Source organism: Klebsiella sp. F11, assembly GCF_056712265.1.
This window is the reverse complement of record NZ_CM160060.1, coordinates 2,635,260-2,651,133: the sequence shown is the minus strand read 5'-3', so window position 1 is coordinate 2,651,133 and position 15,874 is coordinate 2,635,260. Positions and strand designations below refer to the sequence as shown.

General features: G+C 59.8%; 13 protein-coding genes. 8 read left to right on the top strand and 5 right to left on the bottom strand.

What is annotated here, in order from left to right:
* Positions 1-8 precede the first annotated feature (8 nt).
* Positions 9-1,310 (top strand): two-component system sensor histidine kinase RstB, encoded by a 1,302-nt coding sequence (rstB, locus tag AC1M2H_RS13180; protein WP_480151672.1) that lies wholly within the window; start codon positions 9-11, stop codon positions 1,308-1,310.
* 73 nt (positions 1,311-1,383) lie between these two features.
* Positions 1,384-2,316 (top strand): DNA replication terminus site-binding protein, encoded by a 933-nt coding sequence (gene tus / locus AC1M2H_RS13175; protein ID WP_480151671.1) that lies wholly within the window; start codon positions 1,384-1,386, stop codon positions 2,314-2,316.
* Here the strand turns inward: tus and fumC are convergent.
* Both fumC and fumA read right to left on the bottom strand, forming a co-directional pair.
* Entirely contained in the window at positions 2,306-3,706 is a 1,401-nt protein-coding gene (gene fumC / locus AC1M2H_RS13170; protein ID WP_480151670.1) for a class II fumarate hydratase, read from the bottom strand. The genes tus and fumC overlap by 11 nt on opposite strands.
* Before the next feature lie 187 nt (positions 3,707-3,893).
* Positions 3,894-5,540, bottom strand: coding sequence for a class I fumarate hydratase FumA (fumA, locus tag AC1M2H_RS13165; protein ID WP_480151669.1), 1,647 nt, complete (start codon positions 5,538-5,540; stop codon positions 3,894-3,896).
* Between the two features lie 196 nt (positions 5,541-5,736).
* Between fumA and manA the strand changes: the two genes are divergently transcribed.
* Positions 5,737-6,915, top strand: a complete 1,179-nt coding sequence (gene manA / locus AC1M2H_RS13160) for a mannose-6-phosphate isomerase (RefSeq protein WP_480151668.1) — start codon at positions 5,737-5,739, stop codon at positions 6,913-6,915.
* Between the two features lie 98 nt (positions 6,916-7,013).
* Positions 7,014-8,558: a YdgA family protein gene (locus tag AC1M2H_RS13155; protein WP_480151667.1), complete on the top strand. Its 1,545-nt coding sequence runs from the start codon at positions 7,014-7,016 to the stop codon at positions 8,556-8,558.
* A gap of 28 nt (positions 8,559-8,586) precedes the next feature.
* On the opposite strand, the gene AC1M2H_RS13150 is transcribed toward AC1M2H_RS13155, so the two are convergent.
* Positions 8,587-9,615, bottom strand: a complete 1,029-nt coding sequence (locus tag AC1M2H_RS13150) for a Mal regulon transcriptional regulator MalI (protein WP_480151666.1) — start codon at positions 9,613-9,615, stop codon at positions 8,587-8,589.
* A gap of 172 nt (positions 9,616-9,787) precedes the next feature.
* On the opposite strand from AC1M2H_RS13150, the gene malX reads away from it, so the two are divergent.
* Together malX and AC1M2H_RS13140 are read left to right on the top strand one after the other, a co-directional pair.
* Entirely contained in the window at positions 9,788-11,380 is a 1,593-nt protein-coding gene (gene malX, locus AC1M2H_RS13145; RefSeq protein WP_480151665.1) for a maltose/glucose-specific PTS transporter subunit IIBC, read from the top strand.
* A gap of 50 nt (positions 11,381-11,430) precedes the next feature.
* On the top strand, positions 11,431-12,603 hold the full coding sequence (locus AC1M2H_RS13140; protein ID WP_480151664.1) for a MalY/PatB family protein: 1,173 nt from the start codon (positions 11,431-11,433) through the stop codon (positions 12,601-12,603).
* Positions 12,604-12,654: 51 nt separating this feature from the next.
* On the opposite strand, the gene AC1M2H_RS13135 is transcribed toward AC1M2H_RS13140, so the two are convergent.
* The gene (locus AC1M2H_RS13135; protein WP_480151663.1) at positions 12,655-13,014 is read right to left on the bottom strand and encodes a TonB family protein; all 360 of its coding nucleotides are present in this window, start codon (positions 13,012-13,014) and stop codon (positions 12,655-12,657) included.
* Between the two features lie 84 nt (positions 13,015-13,098).
* The gene (locus AC1M2H_RS13130) at positions 13,099-14,127 is read right to left on the bottom strand and encodes a CorA family divalent cation transporter (RefSeq protein ID WP_480151662.1); all 1,029 of its coding nucleotides are present in this window, start codon (positions 14,125-14,127) and stop codon (positions 13,099-13,101) included.
* Between the two features lie 264 nt (positions 14,128-14,391).
* Between AC1M2H_RS13130 and yedE the strand changes: the two genes are divergently transcribed.
* Positions 14,392-15,603 carry a selenium metabolism membrane protein YedE/FdhT gene (gene yedE / locus AC1M2H_RS13125; protein ID WP_480151661.1) on the top strand — a complete coding sequence of 404 codons (1,212 nt, stop codon included), beginning with the start codon at positions 14,392-14,394 and terminating at the stop codon, positions 15,601-15,603.
* The gene (yedF, locus tag AC1M2H_RS13120; RefSeq protein WP_480151660.1) at positions 15,600-15,833 is read left to right on the top strand and encodes a sulfurtransferase-like selenium metabolism protein YedF; all 234 of its coding nucleotides are present in this window, start codon (positions 15,600-15,602) and stop codon (positions 15,831-15,833) included. The genes yedE and yedF overlap by 4 nt, the downstream gene beginning before the upstream one ends.
* Positions 15,834-15,874 lie beyond the last annotated feature (41 nt).

Below are 15,874 nucleotides of genomic sequence, written 5' to 3'. Positions count from 1 at the left end.
GTCCGGCTATGAAAAAGCTGTTTGTCCAGTTTTACCTCCTGCTGTTCGTCTGCTTCCTGGTCATGACCATGCTGGTCGGGCTGGTGTATAAATTTACCGCCGAGCGCGCGGGCCGCCAGTCGCTGGACGATCTGATGAAAAGCTCGCTGTACCTGATGCGCAGCGAACTGCGGGAAATTCCGCCGCGCGACTGGAGCAAAACGCTCAAAGAGCTGGACCTCAACCTGTCGTTCGATCTGCATATTGAACCGCTGAGCAAATTCAAGCTGGCGGAGAGCTCGATGCAGCATCTGCGCGCCGGCGATATCGTCGCCCTCGATGATGAGTACACCTTTACTCAGCGTATTCCGCGCAGCCACTACGTTCTGTCGGTGGGCCCGGTCCCCTACCTCTATTTTTTGCATGAGATGCGCCTGCTGGACGTCGCGCTGATGGCCTTTATCGCCATTTCGCTGGCCTTCCCGGTCTTCGTCTGGATGCGCCCCCACTGGCAGGATATGCTGCGTCTCGAAACCGCCGCCCAGCGCTTCGGCGAAGGGCATTTCAGCGAGCGCATTCATTTCGATAGCATGTCCAGCTTTGAGCGGCTGGGCGTGGCCTTTAACCAGATGGCCGATAATATCAACGCCCTGATCGCCAGTAAAAAGCAGCTAATCGACGGAATTGCCCACGAGCTGCGCACGCCGCTGGTGCGCCTGCGCTATCGCCTTGAGATGAGTGAAAATCTGACCACCGCGGAATCTCAGGCCTTAAACCGCGATATCGGCCAGCTGGAAGCCCTTATCGAAGAGCTTTTAACCTACGCCCGCCTTGACCGGCCGCAAAATGAGCTGAGCCTGACCACCCCCGACTTCCCGGCCTGGATTGAGGCCCACGTGGAAGATATTCAGATGGTTAACCCCCAGCGCGAGGTGACGCTTCACGAGGTGGTCGCCGGCGACTACGGCGCGCTGGATATGCGCCTGATGGAGCGCGTGCTTGATAATCTGGTTAACAACGCGCTTCGCTACAGTAATCAGCAGATTCAGGTGAGCCTGACGCTGGCGGGATCGCGGGCGACGCTGCAGGTGAATGACGACGGCCCGGGCATCGACCCCGCCGAGCGCGAACGCGTGTTTGAGCCGTTTGTCCGGCTTGACCCCAGCCGCGATCGGGCGACCGGCGGCTGCGGCCTCGGCCTGGCTATCGTCCACAGCATCGCCCAGGCGATGTCCGGCGAGGTGAGCTGCCGCACCAGCCCGCTGGGCGGCGCCTGCTTCAGCTTTAGCTGGCCGATCTACCACCAGCTGCCGAATTTTACCTCTGGCTGAGTCCCCTTGCGCAGGCGCTGCGGCCTGCGTATAGTTAAAAATCGATTAGTATGTTGTAACTAAGGTGGCGCGAATGGCAGATTACGACCTTGTTGAACGACTCAATGGCACCTTTCGTCAACTTGAACGGGAGCTGCAGGAGCTGCGCCTGGCGCTAAGCCGCTGTCGCCTGCTTGCCGCGCGGGTTTTTGAGCTACCGGCGGTAAGCAAAGATGCCGAACACGACCCGCTTGAGACGATTCAGGTCGTGCAGCATATCGGTAAAACGGCGCTGGAAATGGCCCTCAGGCACTACGGCCATCTGTTTATCCAGCAGCAAGCGGAAAGCCGCAGCAGCAAGGCCGCCGTGCGCCTTCCCGGGACGATCTGCCTGCAAACCAGCGCCGAGGAGCAGGCCGACCTGCGGCAAAGAATCGCCAGCATCAACGCGCTAAAGGCCGCCTTCGAAAAAATCATTACCGTCGATTCCGCCCTCCCCGCCGCGGCCCGCTTTGAGTGGGTGCACCGCCATCTGCCGGGATTGATCACCCTTAGCGCCTACCGCACGCTGACGCCGCTGTTTGATCCCAGCAGCATCCGCTTCGGCTGGGCCAATAAGCACGTCATCAAGAATTTAACCCGCGATGAGGTGCTAATGCAGCTGGAAAGAAGCCTGCAGTCGCCGCGCGCGGTGCCGCCGTGGACGCGCGAACAGTGGCAGAGCAAGCTGGAGCGGGAGTATCAGGATATCGCCGCCCTGCCGCAGCGGGCGAAGCTGAAGATTAAGCGGCCGGTCAAAGTCCAGCCTATCGCCCGCGTCTGGTACGCCGGCGAGCAAAAGCAGGTGCAGTACGCCTGCCCCGGACCGCTGATTACGCTAATATCCGGCACTCAGGGAGTTAGCGTGCCGGATATTGGTGAGCTGCTGAACTACGATGCCGACAACGTGCAGTATCGCTATAAACCCCAGGCGCAGTCGCTTCGTCTGCTGATCCCGCGCCTGCACCTGTGGCTGGCTAGCGAGTAGCCATGCTGCCGACCATCTCTTCTGGACGCACCCAGCTGTCGAACTCGGCTTCCGTCAGGTAGCCGAGCGCCAGCGCCGAGGCCTTCAGCGTCAGCCCCTCTTTATGCGCTTTTTTGGCAATTTCCGCCGCCTTGTCATAGCCGATATGAGTATTCAGCGCCGTCACCAGCATCAGAGACTCGTTGAGCAGCTGGTTGATTCGCTCCCGGTTGGGCTCGATCCCTACCGCACAGTGTTCGTTGAAGCTCTCCATGCCGTCAGCCAGCAGCCGCACCGACTGCAGGAAGTTGTGGATCACCATCGGGCGATAGACGTTGAGCTCGAAGTTGCCGGAAGCGCCGCCGATATTCAGCGCCACGTCGTTACCCATCACCTGACAGCTGAGCATGGTCAGCGCTTCACACTGGGTCGGGTTGACCTTGCCCGGCATGATCGATGAGCCCGGCTCATTCTCCGGGATCGCAATTTCGCCGATACCGCAGCGCGGACCCGAGGCCAGCCAGCGCACGTCGTTGGCAATTTTCATCAGCGACGCCGCCAGCCCCTTCAGCGCGCCGTGGGCGTGGACCAGCGCGTCGCAGGTCGCCAGCGCCTCAAACTTATTCGGCGCGGTAACAAACGGCTGGCCGCTGCTCTGCGCCAGCTCTGCCGCTACCCGCACCGCATATTCGGGATGGGTATTCAGCCCGGTTCCCACCGCCGTACCGCCCAGCGCCAGCTCGCTCAGATGCGGCAGGCTCAGCTCAAGGTGGCGGAGGTTGTGCTCGAGCATGGCGACCCAGCCGGAGAACTCCTGCCCGAGTGTCAGCGGCGTGGCGTCCTGCAGGTGCGTGCGGCCGATTTTGACGATATCGCTGAACGCGGCGGATTTGTCGCTAAGCGTTTGTCTCAGCACGTTAAGCTGGGGAATAAGCTTCTCCCGCAGCGCGATAACGGCCGCCACGTGCATCGCCGTCGGGAAGACATCGTTGGAGCTCTGGCTCTTATTGACGTCATCGTTCGGATGCACCTTACGTTCCATGCCCCGCACGCCGCCCAGCAGCTCGCTGGCCCGGTTCGCCAGCACCTCATTCATATTCATGTTGCTTTGGGTGCCGGAGCCGGTCTGCCAGATAGCCAGCGGGAATTCAGCGCTATGCTTTCCGGCCAGCACTTCATCAGCGGCGTCGACAATGGCCGCCGCTTTATCGTCGGCCAGCAGGCCTAAATCCTGGTTCACCTTCGCCGCCGCGCGCTTGGTCAACGCCAGGGCGTAGATCAGTTCGCCCGGCATTTTTTCCGTTGAGATGCGGAAATGCTCCAGCGAACGCTGGGTTTGCGCGCCCCATAGCCTGTCGGCAGGAACCTCAATTGCGCCCATAGAGTCTTTTTCACTGCGATGCGTTGTCATTACTGTCTCCTTGAGTAAAAAGTACGTAATTGCGACAAAGCCCACCGGCTTAAAAGCGTTAAGTATTGGTCAGATTTATAATTTGTTTTAGTCGTTCGTGCCGCTAAGCGGCCCCGCAGAACGGCGGCGGGCGAGAAATGTCTGCCGGTAGCTTGACCGGCAGGCATTAGCCCGAAGATCGGGGCGATTATTTCACGCAGCTCGCGCACTGCGAGGCCTGGATCTGCTGGAAGAAGTCGTTGCCTTTATCATCCACCAGAATAAACGCCGGGAAGTCCTGCACCTCAATTTTCCAGATCGCCTCCATTCCCAGCTCCGGATAAGCCACGCACTCGAGGCTCTTGATGCTCTGCTGCGCCAGCACCGCCGCCGGCCCGCCGATGCTGCCGAGATAGAAGCCGCCGTGCTTATGGCAGGCGTCAGTCACCTGCTGGCTGCGGTTGCCCTTCGCCAGCATCACCATGCTCGCGCCGTGGGACTGCAGCAGGTCGACGTAGGAGTCCATGCGTCCGGCGGTAGTCGGCCCCAGGGAACCGGAAGCGTAGCCCTCAGGCGTTTTCGCCGGACCGGCGTAGTAGATCGGATGGTCTTTCACGTACTGCGGCAGCGCCTCGCCGTTATCCAGCAGCTCCTTGAGCTTAGCGTGGGCGATATCGCGGGCGACGATAATGGTGCCGCTCAGCGACAGGCGCGTCGACACCGGATACTGCGCCAGCAGCGCCCGAATCTCGCTCATCGGCTGGTTGAGGTTAACCTTCACCGCCTCACCTTCGCCCGCCTGGCGCAGCGCCTGCGGAATATATTTGCCCGGATTACTCTCCAGCTTCTCCAGCCAGATGCCGTGACGGTTGATCTTCGCCTTGATGTTGCGGTCGGCGGAGCAGGAAACCCCCATCCCCACCGGGCAGGAGGCGCCGTGGCGCGGCAGGCGCACAACGCGGATATCGTGGGCAAAGTACTTGCCGCCAAACTGGGCGCCGAGGCCGAGGTTCTGCGCTTCCAGCAGCAGCTCCTGCTCGAGCTGGATATCGCGGAACGCCTGACCGTGTTCGTTACCTGCGGTTGGCAGACCGTCGTAATAGTGGGTGGAGGCGAGCTTAACGGTCTTCAGCGTCGCTTCCGCGGAGGTGCCGCCGATAACGAAGGCAATGTGGTACGGCGGACAGGCGGCGGTGCCGAGGGTGCGCATCTTGTCGACGAGGTAGGCTTTCAGCTTCGCAGGGGTAATCAGCGCCTTGGTCTCCTGGTAGAGATAGGTTTTGTTAGCCGAGCCGCCGCCCTTGGCGATACAGAGGAATTTATACTCCTCGCCGTCGGTGGCGTAGAGGTCAATCTGCGCCGGCAGGTTGGTGCCAGTGTTGACCTCTTTATACATATCCAGCGCGGCGTTTTGCGAATAGCGCAGGTTATCTTCGGTATAGGTGTTATAGACCCCGCGCGCCAGCGCGGCCTCATCGCCGCCGCCGGTCCATACCCGCTGGCCCTTCTTGCCCGTAATAATGGCGGTGCCGGTGTCCTGGCAGGTCGGCAGAATACCTTTAGCGGCAATATCGGAGTTACGCAGGAACTGCAGGGCGACGTATTTGTCGTTTTCGCTGGCTTGCGGGTCGCGAAGGATATCGGCCACCTGCTGCTGATGCGCCGGGCGCAGCATAAAGGAGGCGTCGTGGAAGGCGTGCTGGGCCAGCAGGGTTAGCGCCTGGGGTTCAACTTTAAGGATTTCCTGGCCGGCGAATTCGCTAACGGAGACGTAATCACTGCTGAGGAGGTAATACTCGGTGTCATCCTTTTTGAGGGGAAAAGGATCCTGATAAACAAACGGTTTATTCGACATTGTGCTCTCACTTACTGCTTGGCTGATTATATTTCAGGCAGACACTCCATTTGCCTGTAGAAAAGCGAGTCGATCGATTTTACACAATTTTTTAACAAAAACTGAGACAAGGTCGACTTTTTCTTTCAGCTGTTGATTCTCGGGCGTTTGCTGGTTTAATAGAGCGATTACTATCAAGTGGAAACAGGGATTGAGAATGCAGAAGCTCATTAACTCAGTACAGAACTATGCCTGGGGAAGTCACACCGCATTAACCGAACTTTATGGAATCGCTAACCCCAACAATCTGCCGATGGCGGAGCTGTGGATGGGCGCACACCCGAAAAGCAGCTCACAGATCCTCGATGCCGGCGGCAGCCCGCGCGCTTTGCGCGAGATTATCGAGGCCGATAAAGCCAGACTGCTCGGCAGCAAAGTGGCCGAGCGCTTCGGTGAGCTTCCGTTCCTGTTCAAAGTGCTGTGCGCCGACCAGCCGCTGTCTATTCAGGTGCATCCGAATAAGCGGGCCTCCGAAATCGGCTTTGCCAAAGAGAACGCCGCCGGGATCCCGCTGGATGCCGCAGAGCGCAACTACAAGGATCCGAACCACAAGCCGGAGCTGGTCTTTGCCCTGACGCCGTTCCTCGCCATGAACGCCTTCCGCGAGTTTGCCGAAATCGCCGCGCTTCTGCAGCCGGTTGCCAGCGCCCACCCGGCCATCGGCGACTTCCTCAGCAACCCGGATGCCGAGCGCCTGAGCCAGCTGTTCGCCAGCCTGCTGAATATGCAGGGTGATGAAAAAGCTCACGCGCTAAGCGTGCTGCAGTCCGCGCTCGACGCCGAGCAGGGTGAACCCTGGCAGACGATTCGCCTGATCGCCGAATTCTATCCGGACGACAGCGGCCTGTTCTCTCCGCTGCTGCTCAACGTGGTGAAGCTGAACCCCGGCGACGCCATGTTCCTGTTTGCGGAAACGCCGCACGCCTACCTGCAGGGCGTGGCGCTGGAAGTGATGGCCAACTCGGATAACGTGCTGCGCGCCGGCCTGACGCCGAAATATATCGATATTCCGGAGCTGGTCGCCAACGTTAAGTTCGTAGCCAAACCGGTAGCCGAACTATTGACGCAGCCGCAGCAGCACGGCGCCGAGCTGGACTTCCCGATCCCGGTGGATGACTTTGCCTTCTCCCTGCACGCGCTGTCGGCGCAGGAGTCCACCCTCGCCCAGCAGAGCGCCGCGATTGTTTTCTGCGTCGAAGGCGAAGCGGTAATTCGCAAAGACGAGCAGCGCCTGACCCTGAAGCCCGGCGAGTCGGCGTTTATTGCCTGCGACGAATCGCCGGTTGCGGTGAGCGGCAGCGGCCGCCTGGCGCGCGTCTTCAATAAGCTCCAGTAAGTTACTGAAATTTTTAGCCGCTGTTGCTAGACTTTCACCCATCATAACGGCACCACCAGGCGGCTTATGGCGCCTGGTTTTATTTATGGACAAATATTATGAAGAAATCGCTGGTCGCAGCAGGAATTATCGTGGCCCTCGGCGTAGTCTGGACCGCAGGCGCCTGGTATACGGGCAAGCAGCTGGAAAGCCGGCTCGCCGAGGTGGTGCAGCAGGCCAATGCTCAGCTACAAAGCAGCGCCCCGGAAGCCGGGCTTGAGCTGGGCTGGCAGGACTATCAGCGCGGCCTGTTCAGCAGCCATCTGCAGCTGGTGGTGAAGCCGGCCGCGGGCAAAGAGAGCAGCTGGCTCGCTGCCGGGCAGCCGCTGGTGTTTGACGAAGTCGTCAGCCACGGCCCCTTCCCGCTGGCGGCGCTGAAAAGCGGCCAGTTTGCCCCGTCGATGGCCTCGGTCAAAACCACGCTGGTCAATAATGAAGCCAGTAAGGCGCTGTTTGATATCGCTAAGGGCAGCACGCCGTTTACCGTCGATACCCTGATCGCCTACAGCGGCGACAGCCGGTCGGCTATCGACCTGAAACCGCTGGATTACAGTAAAGGCGACGAAAAGGTCACCTTTAGCGGCGGCCAGTTCCAGCTCAATGCCGATCGCGACGGCAAGGCGATTGCGCTGACCGGTGAAGCGGCCAGCGGCCAGGTCAACGCGCTCAACGAGTACGGCCAGAAAGTGCAGCTAAACTTCAGCAATCTGAAGACCGACGGCGCCACCGAGATGACCAGCTTTAACGAGCGTATCGGCAGGCAAAAGCTCTCGCTGGAGAAGCTGTCGATTGGCGTTGAAGGTAAAGAGCTGGCCCTGCTGGCAGGGATGAACATCGACGGCAAATCAACGCTGACGGCAGATGGCAAAGGGATTAACAGCCAGCTTGATTACACCGTTAACAGCCTGAAGCTGCAGAACAAGGATCTGGGCAGCGGCAAGCTGACCGTGAAGCTGGATAATCTCGACGGCCAGGCGTGGCACCAGTTCAGCCAGCAGTACAATAGCGAAGCCCAGGCGCTGATGGCGAAGCCGGAGCTGGCGCAGAATCCGGAGCTTTATCAGCAGGCGCTGACCGAGACCTTCTTTAAGGCGCTGCCGGTGCTGCTGAAAGGCAACCCGTCGCTGACCGTCGCCCCGCTGAGCTGGCGCAATGCGAAGGGCGAAAGCACCTTTAATCTGTCAATTTTGCTGAAAGACCCAACCGTGGTGACCGCACCGGCGCAAACCCTGGCCGATGAGGTTGACCGCAGCGTGAAGTCGCTCGACGGCAAGCTGGTGGTTCCGGTAGAGATGGCGACCGAATTTATGACCCAGATTGCGGGCCTGGAAGGCTATCAGCCGGCTGACGCGGCGAAGCTGGCAGACCAGCAGGTCAAAGGCCTGGCGGCAATGGGGCAGATGTTCCGCATCACCGCTATGGAAAATAACGCCATCACCTCCAGCCTGCAGTATGCCGACGGCCAGGTCACCCTCAACGGGCAGAAAATGCCGCTGGATGAGTTCGCCGGGATGTTCGGCCTGTCGGTCCCCGCGGCGCCTGACTCCGCGCCGCAGAGCGCGGAGCCGGAACAGCTGGTCCCGCCGGTCTCTCCTCAGCAGTAGAACGCGCAATAGCCCTCTTCCCGGAGGGCTATTTTCTGATCACCAGCCGCGGCGGCATGATTTGGTTGCGCGCGGATTCCGGTCCCTTTTCAAGCCGACGCATCATGCACCCTGCCAGGCTTTTGCCCATCTCCCTCGCCGGCGTGGTCACCCAGGTTAACGGCACGTCATCCAGCGCGGCCTCCGGCACTTCGGCAAACGCCGCCAGCGCCACCCGCTGCTCAAAATAGCTTTCCACGCTGTCTTCGCCGCTCTGACGCCCCGCCCGCATCAGGCCAAACCACGCCCCGGTGGCAATCACGCTGTTGTAGCACAGCACCGCGGTGATGGTCGGATTTTGCCGCAGCAGCGACGCCATCGCCTCCGCCGCCAGCTTCTGGCTCGATTCGCACTCCAGCACCCATTCGCTGTGGAACGGCAGACCGTACTTCAGCAGCGTCGCGCAGTAGCCGCCCACCCGCTCGGCGCGGGTTAACGACGAGCTTTCCCCACCCAGCCAGGCGATGCGCTGATGACCGCGGCGGATAAGATGCTCGGTGATCATCTGCGCCGCCTGCATATTATCCGGGCGAATTAAATCAATATCCTCGAGATAGCTGGCCCGGGAGGCGAACACCAGCGGCATCCCAACCTCCGCCGCCCGGTCGCGCAGCTCGCCGCCCCGGTCGATGGCGCCGGCAATAATCACCCCGTCCACCCCCTGCGAAACCAGAGTTTCAAAACGCTGGAGCATTTTTTCTCCCCGCCGCCCGCCCTGGGTGAGGAAAACCATCTTGCCCGCGGATTCGAGGGCATCCGTCAGCCCGGCGGTGAGCTCCGCGTAGAAAGGCTTTGAAAGGTCGCTGACGATCAGGCCAATCACGTCGCTCTGGCCGCCGCGCAGCGAGGCCGCCTGGCGGTTGCGGACAAAGCCCAGATGCTCGATGGCCTGATTGACGCGTTCGCCGGTGGCCGACGAGATGCGCCCTTTGCCGCTCAGCACCAGCGACACCGTGCTGACCGAAACGCCCGCGGCCTGGGCAACATCGTTGATGGTGATCTTTCTTGCGATAGCCATGCCTGCAACCGACTCCCTGTGGCTGTCGATAAAACGTTTTATCAATAAGAGATATTTATAAACGTTATTATCGCTTGATTATGTGATTTTTATCGCACTAAAAAGTGGTAAAACGTTTTATCTTGCCGTGACGTTACATCCTACCAATAACCTAAGCAGCAGGATTCGTGTTATGACGGCGAAAACAACTCCAAAAATTACGTTGTGGGAATTTTTCCAGCAGTTAGGAAAAACCTTTATGCTACCCGTGGCCCTGCTCTCCTTCTGCGGGATCATGCTGGGGATCGGCAGCTCTCTGAGCAGCCATGATGTACTGACCCTACAGCCGTGGCTCGATACCCCGCTGCTGCAGGCGATATTCGTGTGGATGAGCAAGATCGGCTCCTTCGCCTTCAGCTTCCTGCCGGTAATGTTCTGTATCGCCATTCCTCTCGGCCTGGCGCGCGAAAATAAAGGCGTCGCCGCCTTTGCCGGTTTCGTCGGCTATGCGGTCATGAACCTTGCGGTCAACTTCTGGCTGACGGCGAAGGGCATTCTGCCGACCACCGATGCGGCGATCCTCAAAACCAACAATATCCAGAACGTGATCGGCATTCAGTCGATCGATACCGGGATCCTCGGCGCGGTCATCGCCGGGATTATTATCTGGATGCTGCACGAGCGTTTTCACAACATCCGCCTGCCGGACGCGCTGGCCTTCTTCGGCGGCACCCGCTTTGTGCCCATCGCGACCACCGTGGTGATGGGGCTGGTCGGCCTCGCAATCCCGCTGGTCTGGCCAATTTTTGCAATGGGTATCAACGCCCTGGGCAGCGTCATTAACAGCGCGGGCAACTTCGGCCCGATGATTTTCGGCACCGGCGAGCGCCTGCTGCTGCCCTTCGGCCTGCAGCATATTCTGGTGGCGCTGATCCGCTTTACCGAAGCGGGCGGCACGATGGACGTCTGCGGCCACAGCGTCAGCGGCGCGCTGACTATCTTCCAGGCGCAGCTGAGCTGCCCGGAAACCCACGGCTTCTCGGAAAGCACCACCCGCTTCCTCTCCCAGGGCAAAATGCCGGCATTCCTCGGCGGCCTGCCGGGCGCGGCGCTAGCCATGTACCACTGCGCTCGTCCGGAAAATCGCCACAAAATTAAGGGCCTGCTGATCTCCGGCGTGATTGCCTGCGTTATTGGCGGCACCACCGAGCCGCTGGAATTCCTGTTCCTGTTCGTCGCCCCGGCGCTATACCTGATCCACGCCCTGCTGACCGGCCTCGGTTTCACCATCATGGCGGTGCTCGGGGTAACTATAGGCAATACCGACGGCAACGTGATTGATTTCGTGGTCTTCGGCATCCTGCACGGGCTCTCGACGAAGTGGTACCTGGTTCCGGTGGTCGCCGCCATCTGGTTCGCGGTTTATTACGGCATCTTCCGCTTCGCCATCACCCGCTTTAACCTCAAAACGCCGGGCCGCGATATCGAAAACAGCGCCGCGTTTGAGAAGGCCACGGCCGGCAGCGTCGGGAAATCCGGCTATAATGTTCCGGCAATCCTTGCCGCGCTGGGCGGCGCGGATAACATCACCTCGCTGGATAACTGTATTACCCGCCTGCGTCTGTCGGTTAACGACATGAGCAAAGTCGACGCCGCCGCGCTGAAGGCCAACCGCGCCATCGGCGTCGTTCAGCTCAACCAGCATAATCTGCAGGTGGTGATTGGGCCGCAGGTGCAGTCGGTGAAGGATGAAATGAGCGTCCTGATGAATACCGTTCAGGCATAAACGCCGCGCCCCGTCCCGCCCGGAGGGGGTTTCAGATAAAGGAAGTTCAGATGTTTGATTTCTCAACGCCGGTCGATCGCCACGGTACCTGGTGTACGCAGTGGGACTACGTCGCCGACCGCTTCGGCACCGCCGACCTGCTGCCCTTCACCATCTCCGACATGGATTTTGCCACCGCGCCGTGCATTCTTGACGCCATCAGCCGGCGCATGGCCCACGGCGTGCTGGGCTACAGCCGCTGGAAAAGCGACGAGTTTCTCGGCGCCGTTAGCCACTGGTTCGCCAGCCGTTTTCAGAGCCCAGTCGATCGCGATGCCATCGTCTACGGGCCATCGGTGATCTACATGGTGGCGGAAGCCCTCCGCCTGTGGTCCGAGGCGGGCGACGGCGTGGTGGTGCATACCCCGGCCTACGACGCCTTCTACAAGACCATTGCCGGCAATCAGCGGCGGCTGGTCCCGGTTCCGCTCGTCGCTCGCGACGGCCAGTGGCGCTGCGATATGGCCGAGCTGGAGCGAGCGCTGACCGAACCGCGCAATAAAATCCTGCTGCTCTGCAGCCCGCATAATCCGACCGGTAAGGTGTGGAGCCGCGACGAGCTGACAACGATGGCCCACCTCTGCGAAAAGCACGGCGTCAAGGTTATTAGCGATGAGATTCATATGGATATGACGTGGGGAAACCACCGCCATACGCCGTGGTGCGACGTCGCCCGCGGCCCGTGGGCGCTGTTTACCTCCGCGTCGAAAAGCTTCAATATTCCGGCGCTGACCGGCGCCTATGGCCTGATTGACGACGCGGCCACCCGCGATGGCTACCTCAACGCGCTGAAATCACGGGATGGCCTCTCCTCACCCAGCGTACCGGCGCTGGTTGCCCATATTGCCGCCTATCGCGAAGGCGCCGGCTGGCTGGACGCCCTGCGGGCCTATCTGCAGGAGAACCAGCGCTATATCGCCCGGGAGCTGAATCAGGCGTTCCCGCAGCTGCACTGGCAGCCGCCGGAAGCAACCTATCTGGCGTGGATCGACCTGCGGGCGCTCAAGGTGGACGACGGCGCCCTGCAGCAGACGTTAATTCACGAGCAAAAGGTTGCCATTATGCCGGGTTCGACCTACGGCGAGGAAGGCGCGGGGTTTGTGCGTCTCAACGCCGGATGTCCGCGGGTTAAGCTTGAGAGAGGCGTTCAGGGACTGATTGCCGCCCTACGTTCGCTGACGTAGCGCCTCACGAAGCGTTACGCAAAGCACCGCGTAACGCTCATCCACGCGCCCTCACAGACCCTGCGGATTGACCGGCGCGAAGCGGAAGGTAAAGCGCATCTCCATGTTGTTGTACGGTTTATTCTTTTCAAACTCCCACTGCGCCATCGCCTTCACCACCGACTCATCGAACAGATAGCGGGGCCGGGAATCCGTAATCCGCAGCTCCGCCACTTTGCCCTGCGCGTTGACATCATAGACCACCCGGACGTAACCCGTCAGATGGTTGGCGTGGGCCACGATCGGGTAGACCGGAACGCTCCTTTTCAGCAGCTTCGGCTTTAATGATGATTGTTTTACGCCGTCGGACGCGCAGCCCGACAGCAGCAACAGCAGCAGGCCCGGAACCAGCATTGCGCTGAGTCTCGTCATTCTATAGCTCCTTATTGAGAATCCTTCTCAATAAGATAGCGCAAGCCGGCGCGGCGGTCTTCTACCGAAAATCATAGCTGCCGCCTACAGATCGTCCCGCCGGCGAAAGGCCAGATAACCGGCGCCGACCGTAAAGATGCCGACAATGAGCACCAGCAAAAGGAAGCCATGATGGTTGGTCGACAGCGGGATCCCGCCGACGTTCATGCCAAAAAAACCGGCCACGATGTTAATCGGCAGCGCCAGGACGGTGATCACCGTCAGGGTGTACAGCGTACGGTTGCTTTGCTCCATTTGCCTGGCGGAAATCTCTTCCTGGAGCAGGCTAATGCGCTCAATCAGGCCGGATAAATCGTTCAGTACCACGGTGAACTCCTCGGTGAACTGGCGAAACTCCTGGACTACCGCGCGGTCAATCCATACCGGGGGGCGATTCAGCAGGCGGAACATCGCCGCCGGTTCCGGCGCCAGCAGGCGCTGAAAGCGCAGCAGCATGCGGCGCAGGCGCGCCAGATCGGCGCGGTTACGCTGAACGTGGCTGCTTAACAGACGTTCTTCGATCGCATCAACGTGGCGGCTGGCCTGCCTGACCACCTGCTCCAGCACCTCTTCCTGCTCCTCCAGCAAAAAGGCCAGCAGCTCGGTTGACGAGCTAACCTTTAGCGCGGCCAGCCGCGGCAGCATCCACTCAATAAAGCGCAGCGGTTTATAGCGCGCCGTCACCACCAGCTTCTGGCTGCAGTAGAGCCACAGGGTTGATGTTTCAGAGGTCGTCTCTTTGGGATTGAACAGCACGTCGTTGAGGACGGCAAACAGGCTGTCGCCCTGACGTTCGATGCGCGTGGTGTGGGAACCGTCGCGGATCTCCTCAAAGAAGAAGTCGTCGACGGGAAAATGCGCCAGCAGCCACTTCTCGGCGGTGGCGTGATTCAGGTTGAGGTGCAGCCAAACGAAATCGTTTTCGCCGACCAGCTCATGATATTCGGCGCAGACCTCATTCGAGGATATTTGCCGCGGCGCGCTGCCTTCACGGAACAGATAGCCATATACCAACCCGGACACTTCCATATCAAAATCGGGCTTTAACATTTTTAGCGTAACGTCTTGACTCATATATCCCTCAGGATTTCATTGCGCAGTATTCGGGCCCGAACGCGGTCATCTTTCGCTATTTTATCCACCTTGGCAAGATTAATGATTTGGTCATAAAACGGTAACCTGAGCGACATATTTTCTTTATTAGCCGGCCGTTAATTGCGCGCAGGAAAAAATAGGCCTTTTGATCCCGTCGAGCGTTTTGTGACGTCCGCAAGGGTATTATCCCCCCTCTTAAACCCCGCCAGGGGTGATTTACCTTCTGAGTTCAGAGGCATATCTATGACATGGCAGCAGTTCAAACAAACCTACCTGGTTAAATTCTGGGCCCCCGCTCCGGCGGTTATTGCCGCAGGCATTCTTGCGACTTACTACTTTGGTATTACCGGCACCTTCTGGGCCGTTACCGGCGAATTTACCCGCTGGGGCGGGCAGCTGCTGCAGCTTGCCGGCGTACACAGCGAACAGTGGGGCTACTATAAGCTCATTCATCTCGACGGGACGCCGTTAACCCGCATCGACGGAATGATGATTATTGGCATGTTTGGCGGCTGTTTCGCCGCCGCGCTGTGGGCCAATAACGTGAAGCTGCGCATGCCGCGTAGCCGAATCCGCATTATCCAGGCCGTCGCCGGCGGTATTATTGCCGGCTTTGGCGCCCGCCTGGCGATGGGCTGTAATCTGGCGGCCTTTTTTACCGGGATCCCGCAGTTCTCGCTGCACGCCTGGTTTTTCGCCATCGCCACCGCCGTTGGCACCTGGTTTGGCGCGCGCTTTACCCTGCTGCCGATTTTTCGTATCCCGGTGAAGATGCAGAAAGTCTCCGCAGCCTCGCCGCTAACCCAAAAGCCTCAGCAGGCGCGGCGCCGCTTTCGTCTCGGCATGCTGGTCTTTTTCGCCATGATTGCCTGGGGCCTGCTGACCGCCGTCGACCGGCCGAAGCTGGGTCTGGCCATGCTGTTTGGCGTCGGCTTTGGCCTGCTTATCGAACGGGCGCAGATCTGCTTTACCTCGGCGTTTCGCGATATGTGGATAACCGGGCGGACCTATATGGCCAAAGCCATTATTTTCGGCATGGCCGCCAGCGCAATAGGCATCTTTAGCTACGTGCAGCTCGGAATGGAGCCAAAAATCATGTGGGCCGGCCCGAATGCGGTTATCGGCGGTCTGCTGTTCGGCTTTGGCATCGTCCTCGCCGGCGGCTGCGAAACCGGCTGGATGTATCGCGCCGTTGAAGGTCAGGTTCACTACTGGTGGGTCGGTCTGGGCAACGTTATCGGTTCAACCATTCTGGCCTACTTCTGGGACGATCTGTCGCCGGCGCTGGCCACCAGTTGGGATAAGGTCAACCTGCTGGCCACCTTCGGGCCTTTCGGCGGCCTGCTGGTCACCTATCTCCTGCTGTTTATCGCCCTGATGCTGGTCATTGCCTGGGAAAAACGCTTTTTCCGTCAAAAATCCGCTGCCCTTGCCGGCGCTAAGGAAACCGCATGAAAGATATCGTCCCTGATTACCGCCTCGATATGGTCGGCGAGCCCTGCCCCTATCCTGCCGTCGCGACGCTTGAAGCGATGCCGTCGTTAAAGAAAGGGGAAATTCTCGAAGTGGTCAGCGACTGCCCGCAGTCGATTAACAATATTCCGCACGATGCGAAAAACTACGGCTATACCGTCCTGGATATTCAGCAGGACGGGCCCACCATTCGCTACCTGATTCAGAAATAGGCTCCCGCAAAAGGCAGGCCGCCGGCCTGCCAAACTCCCAT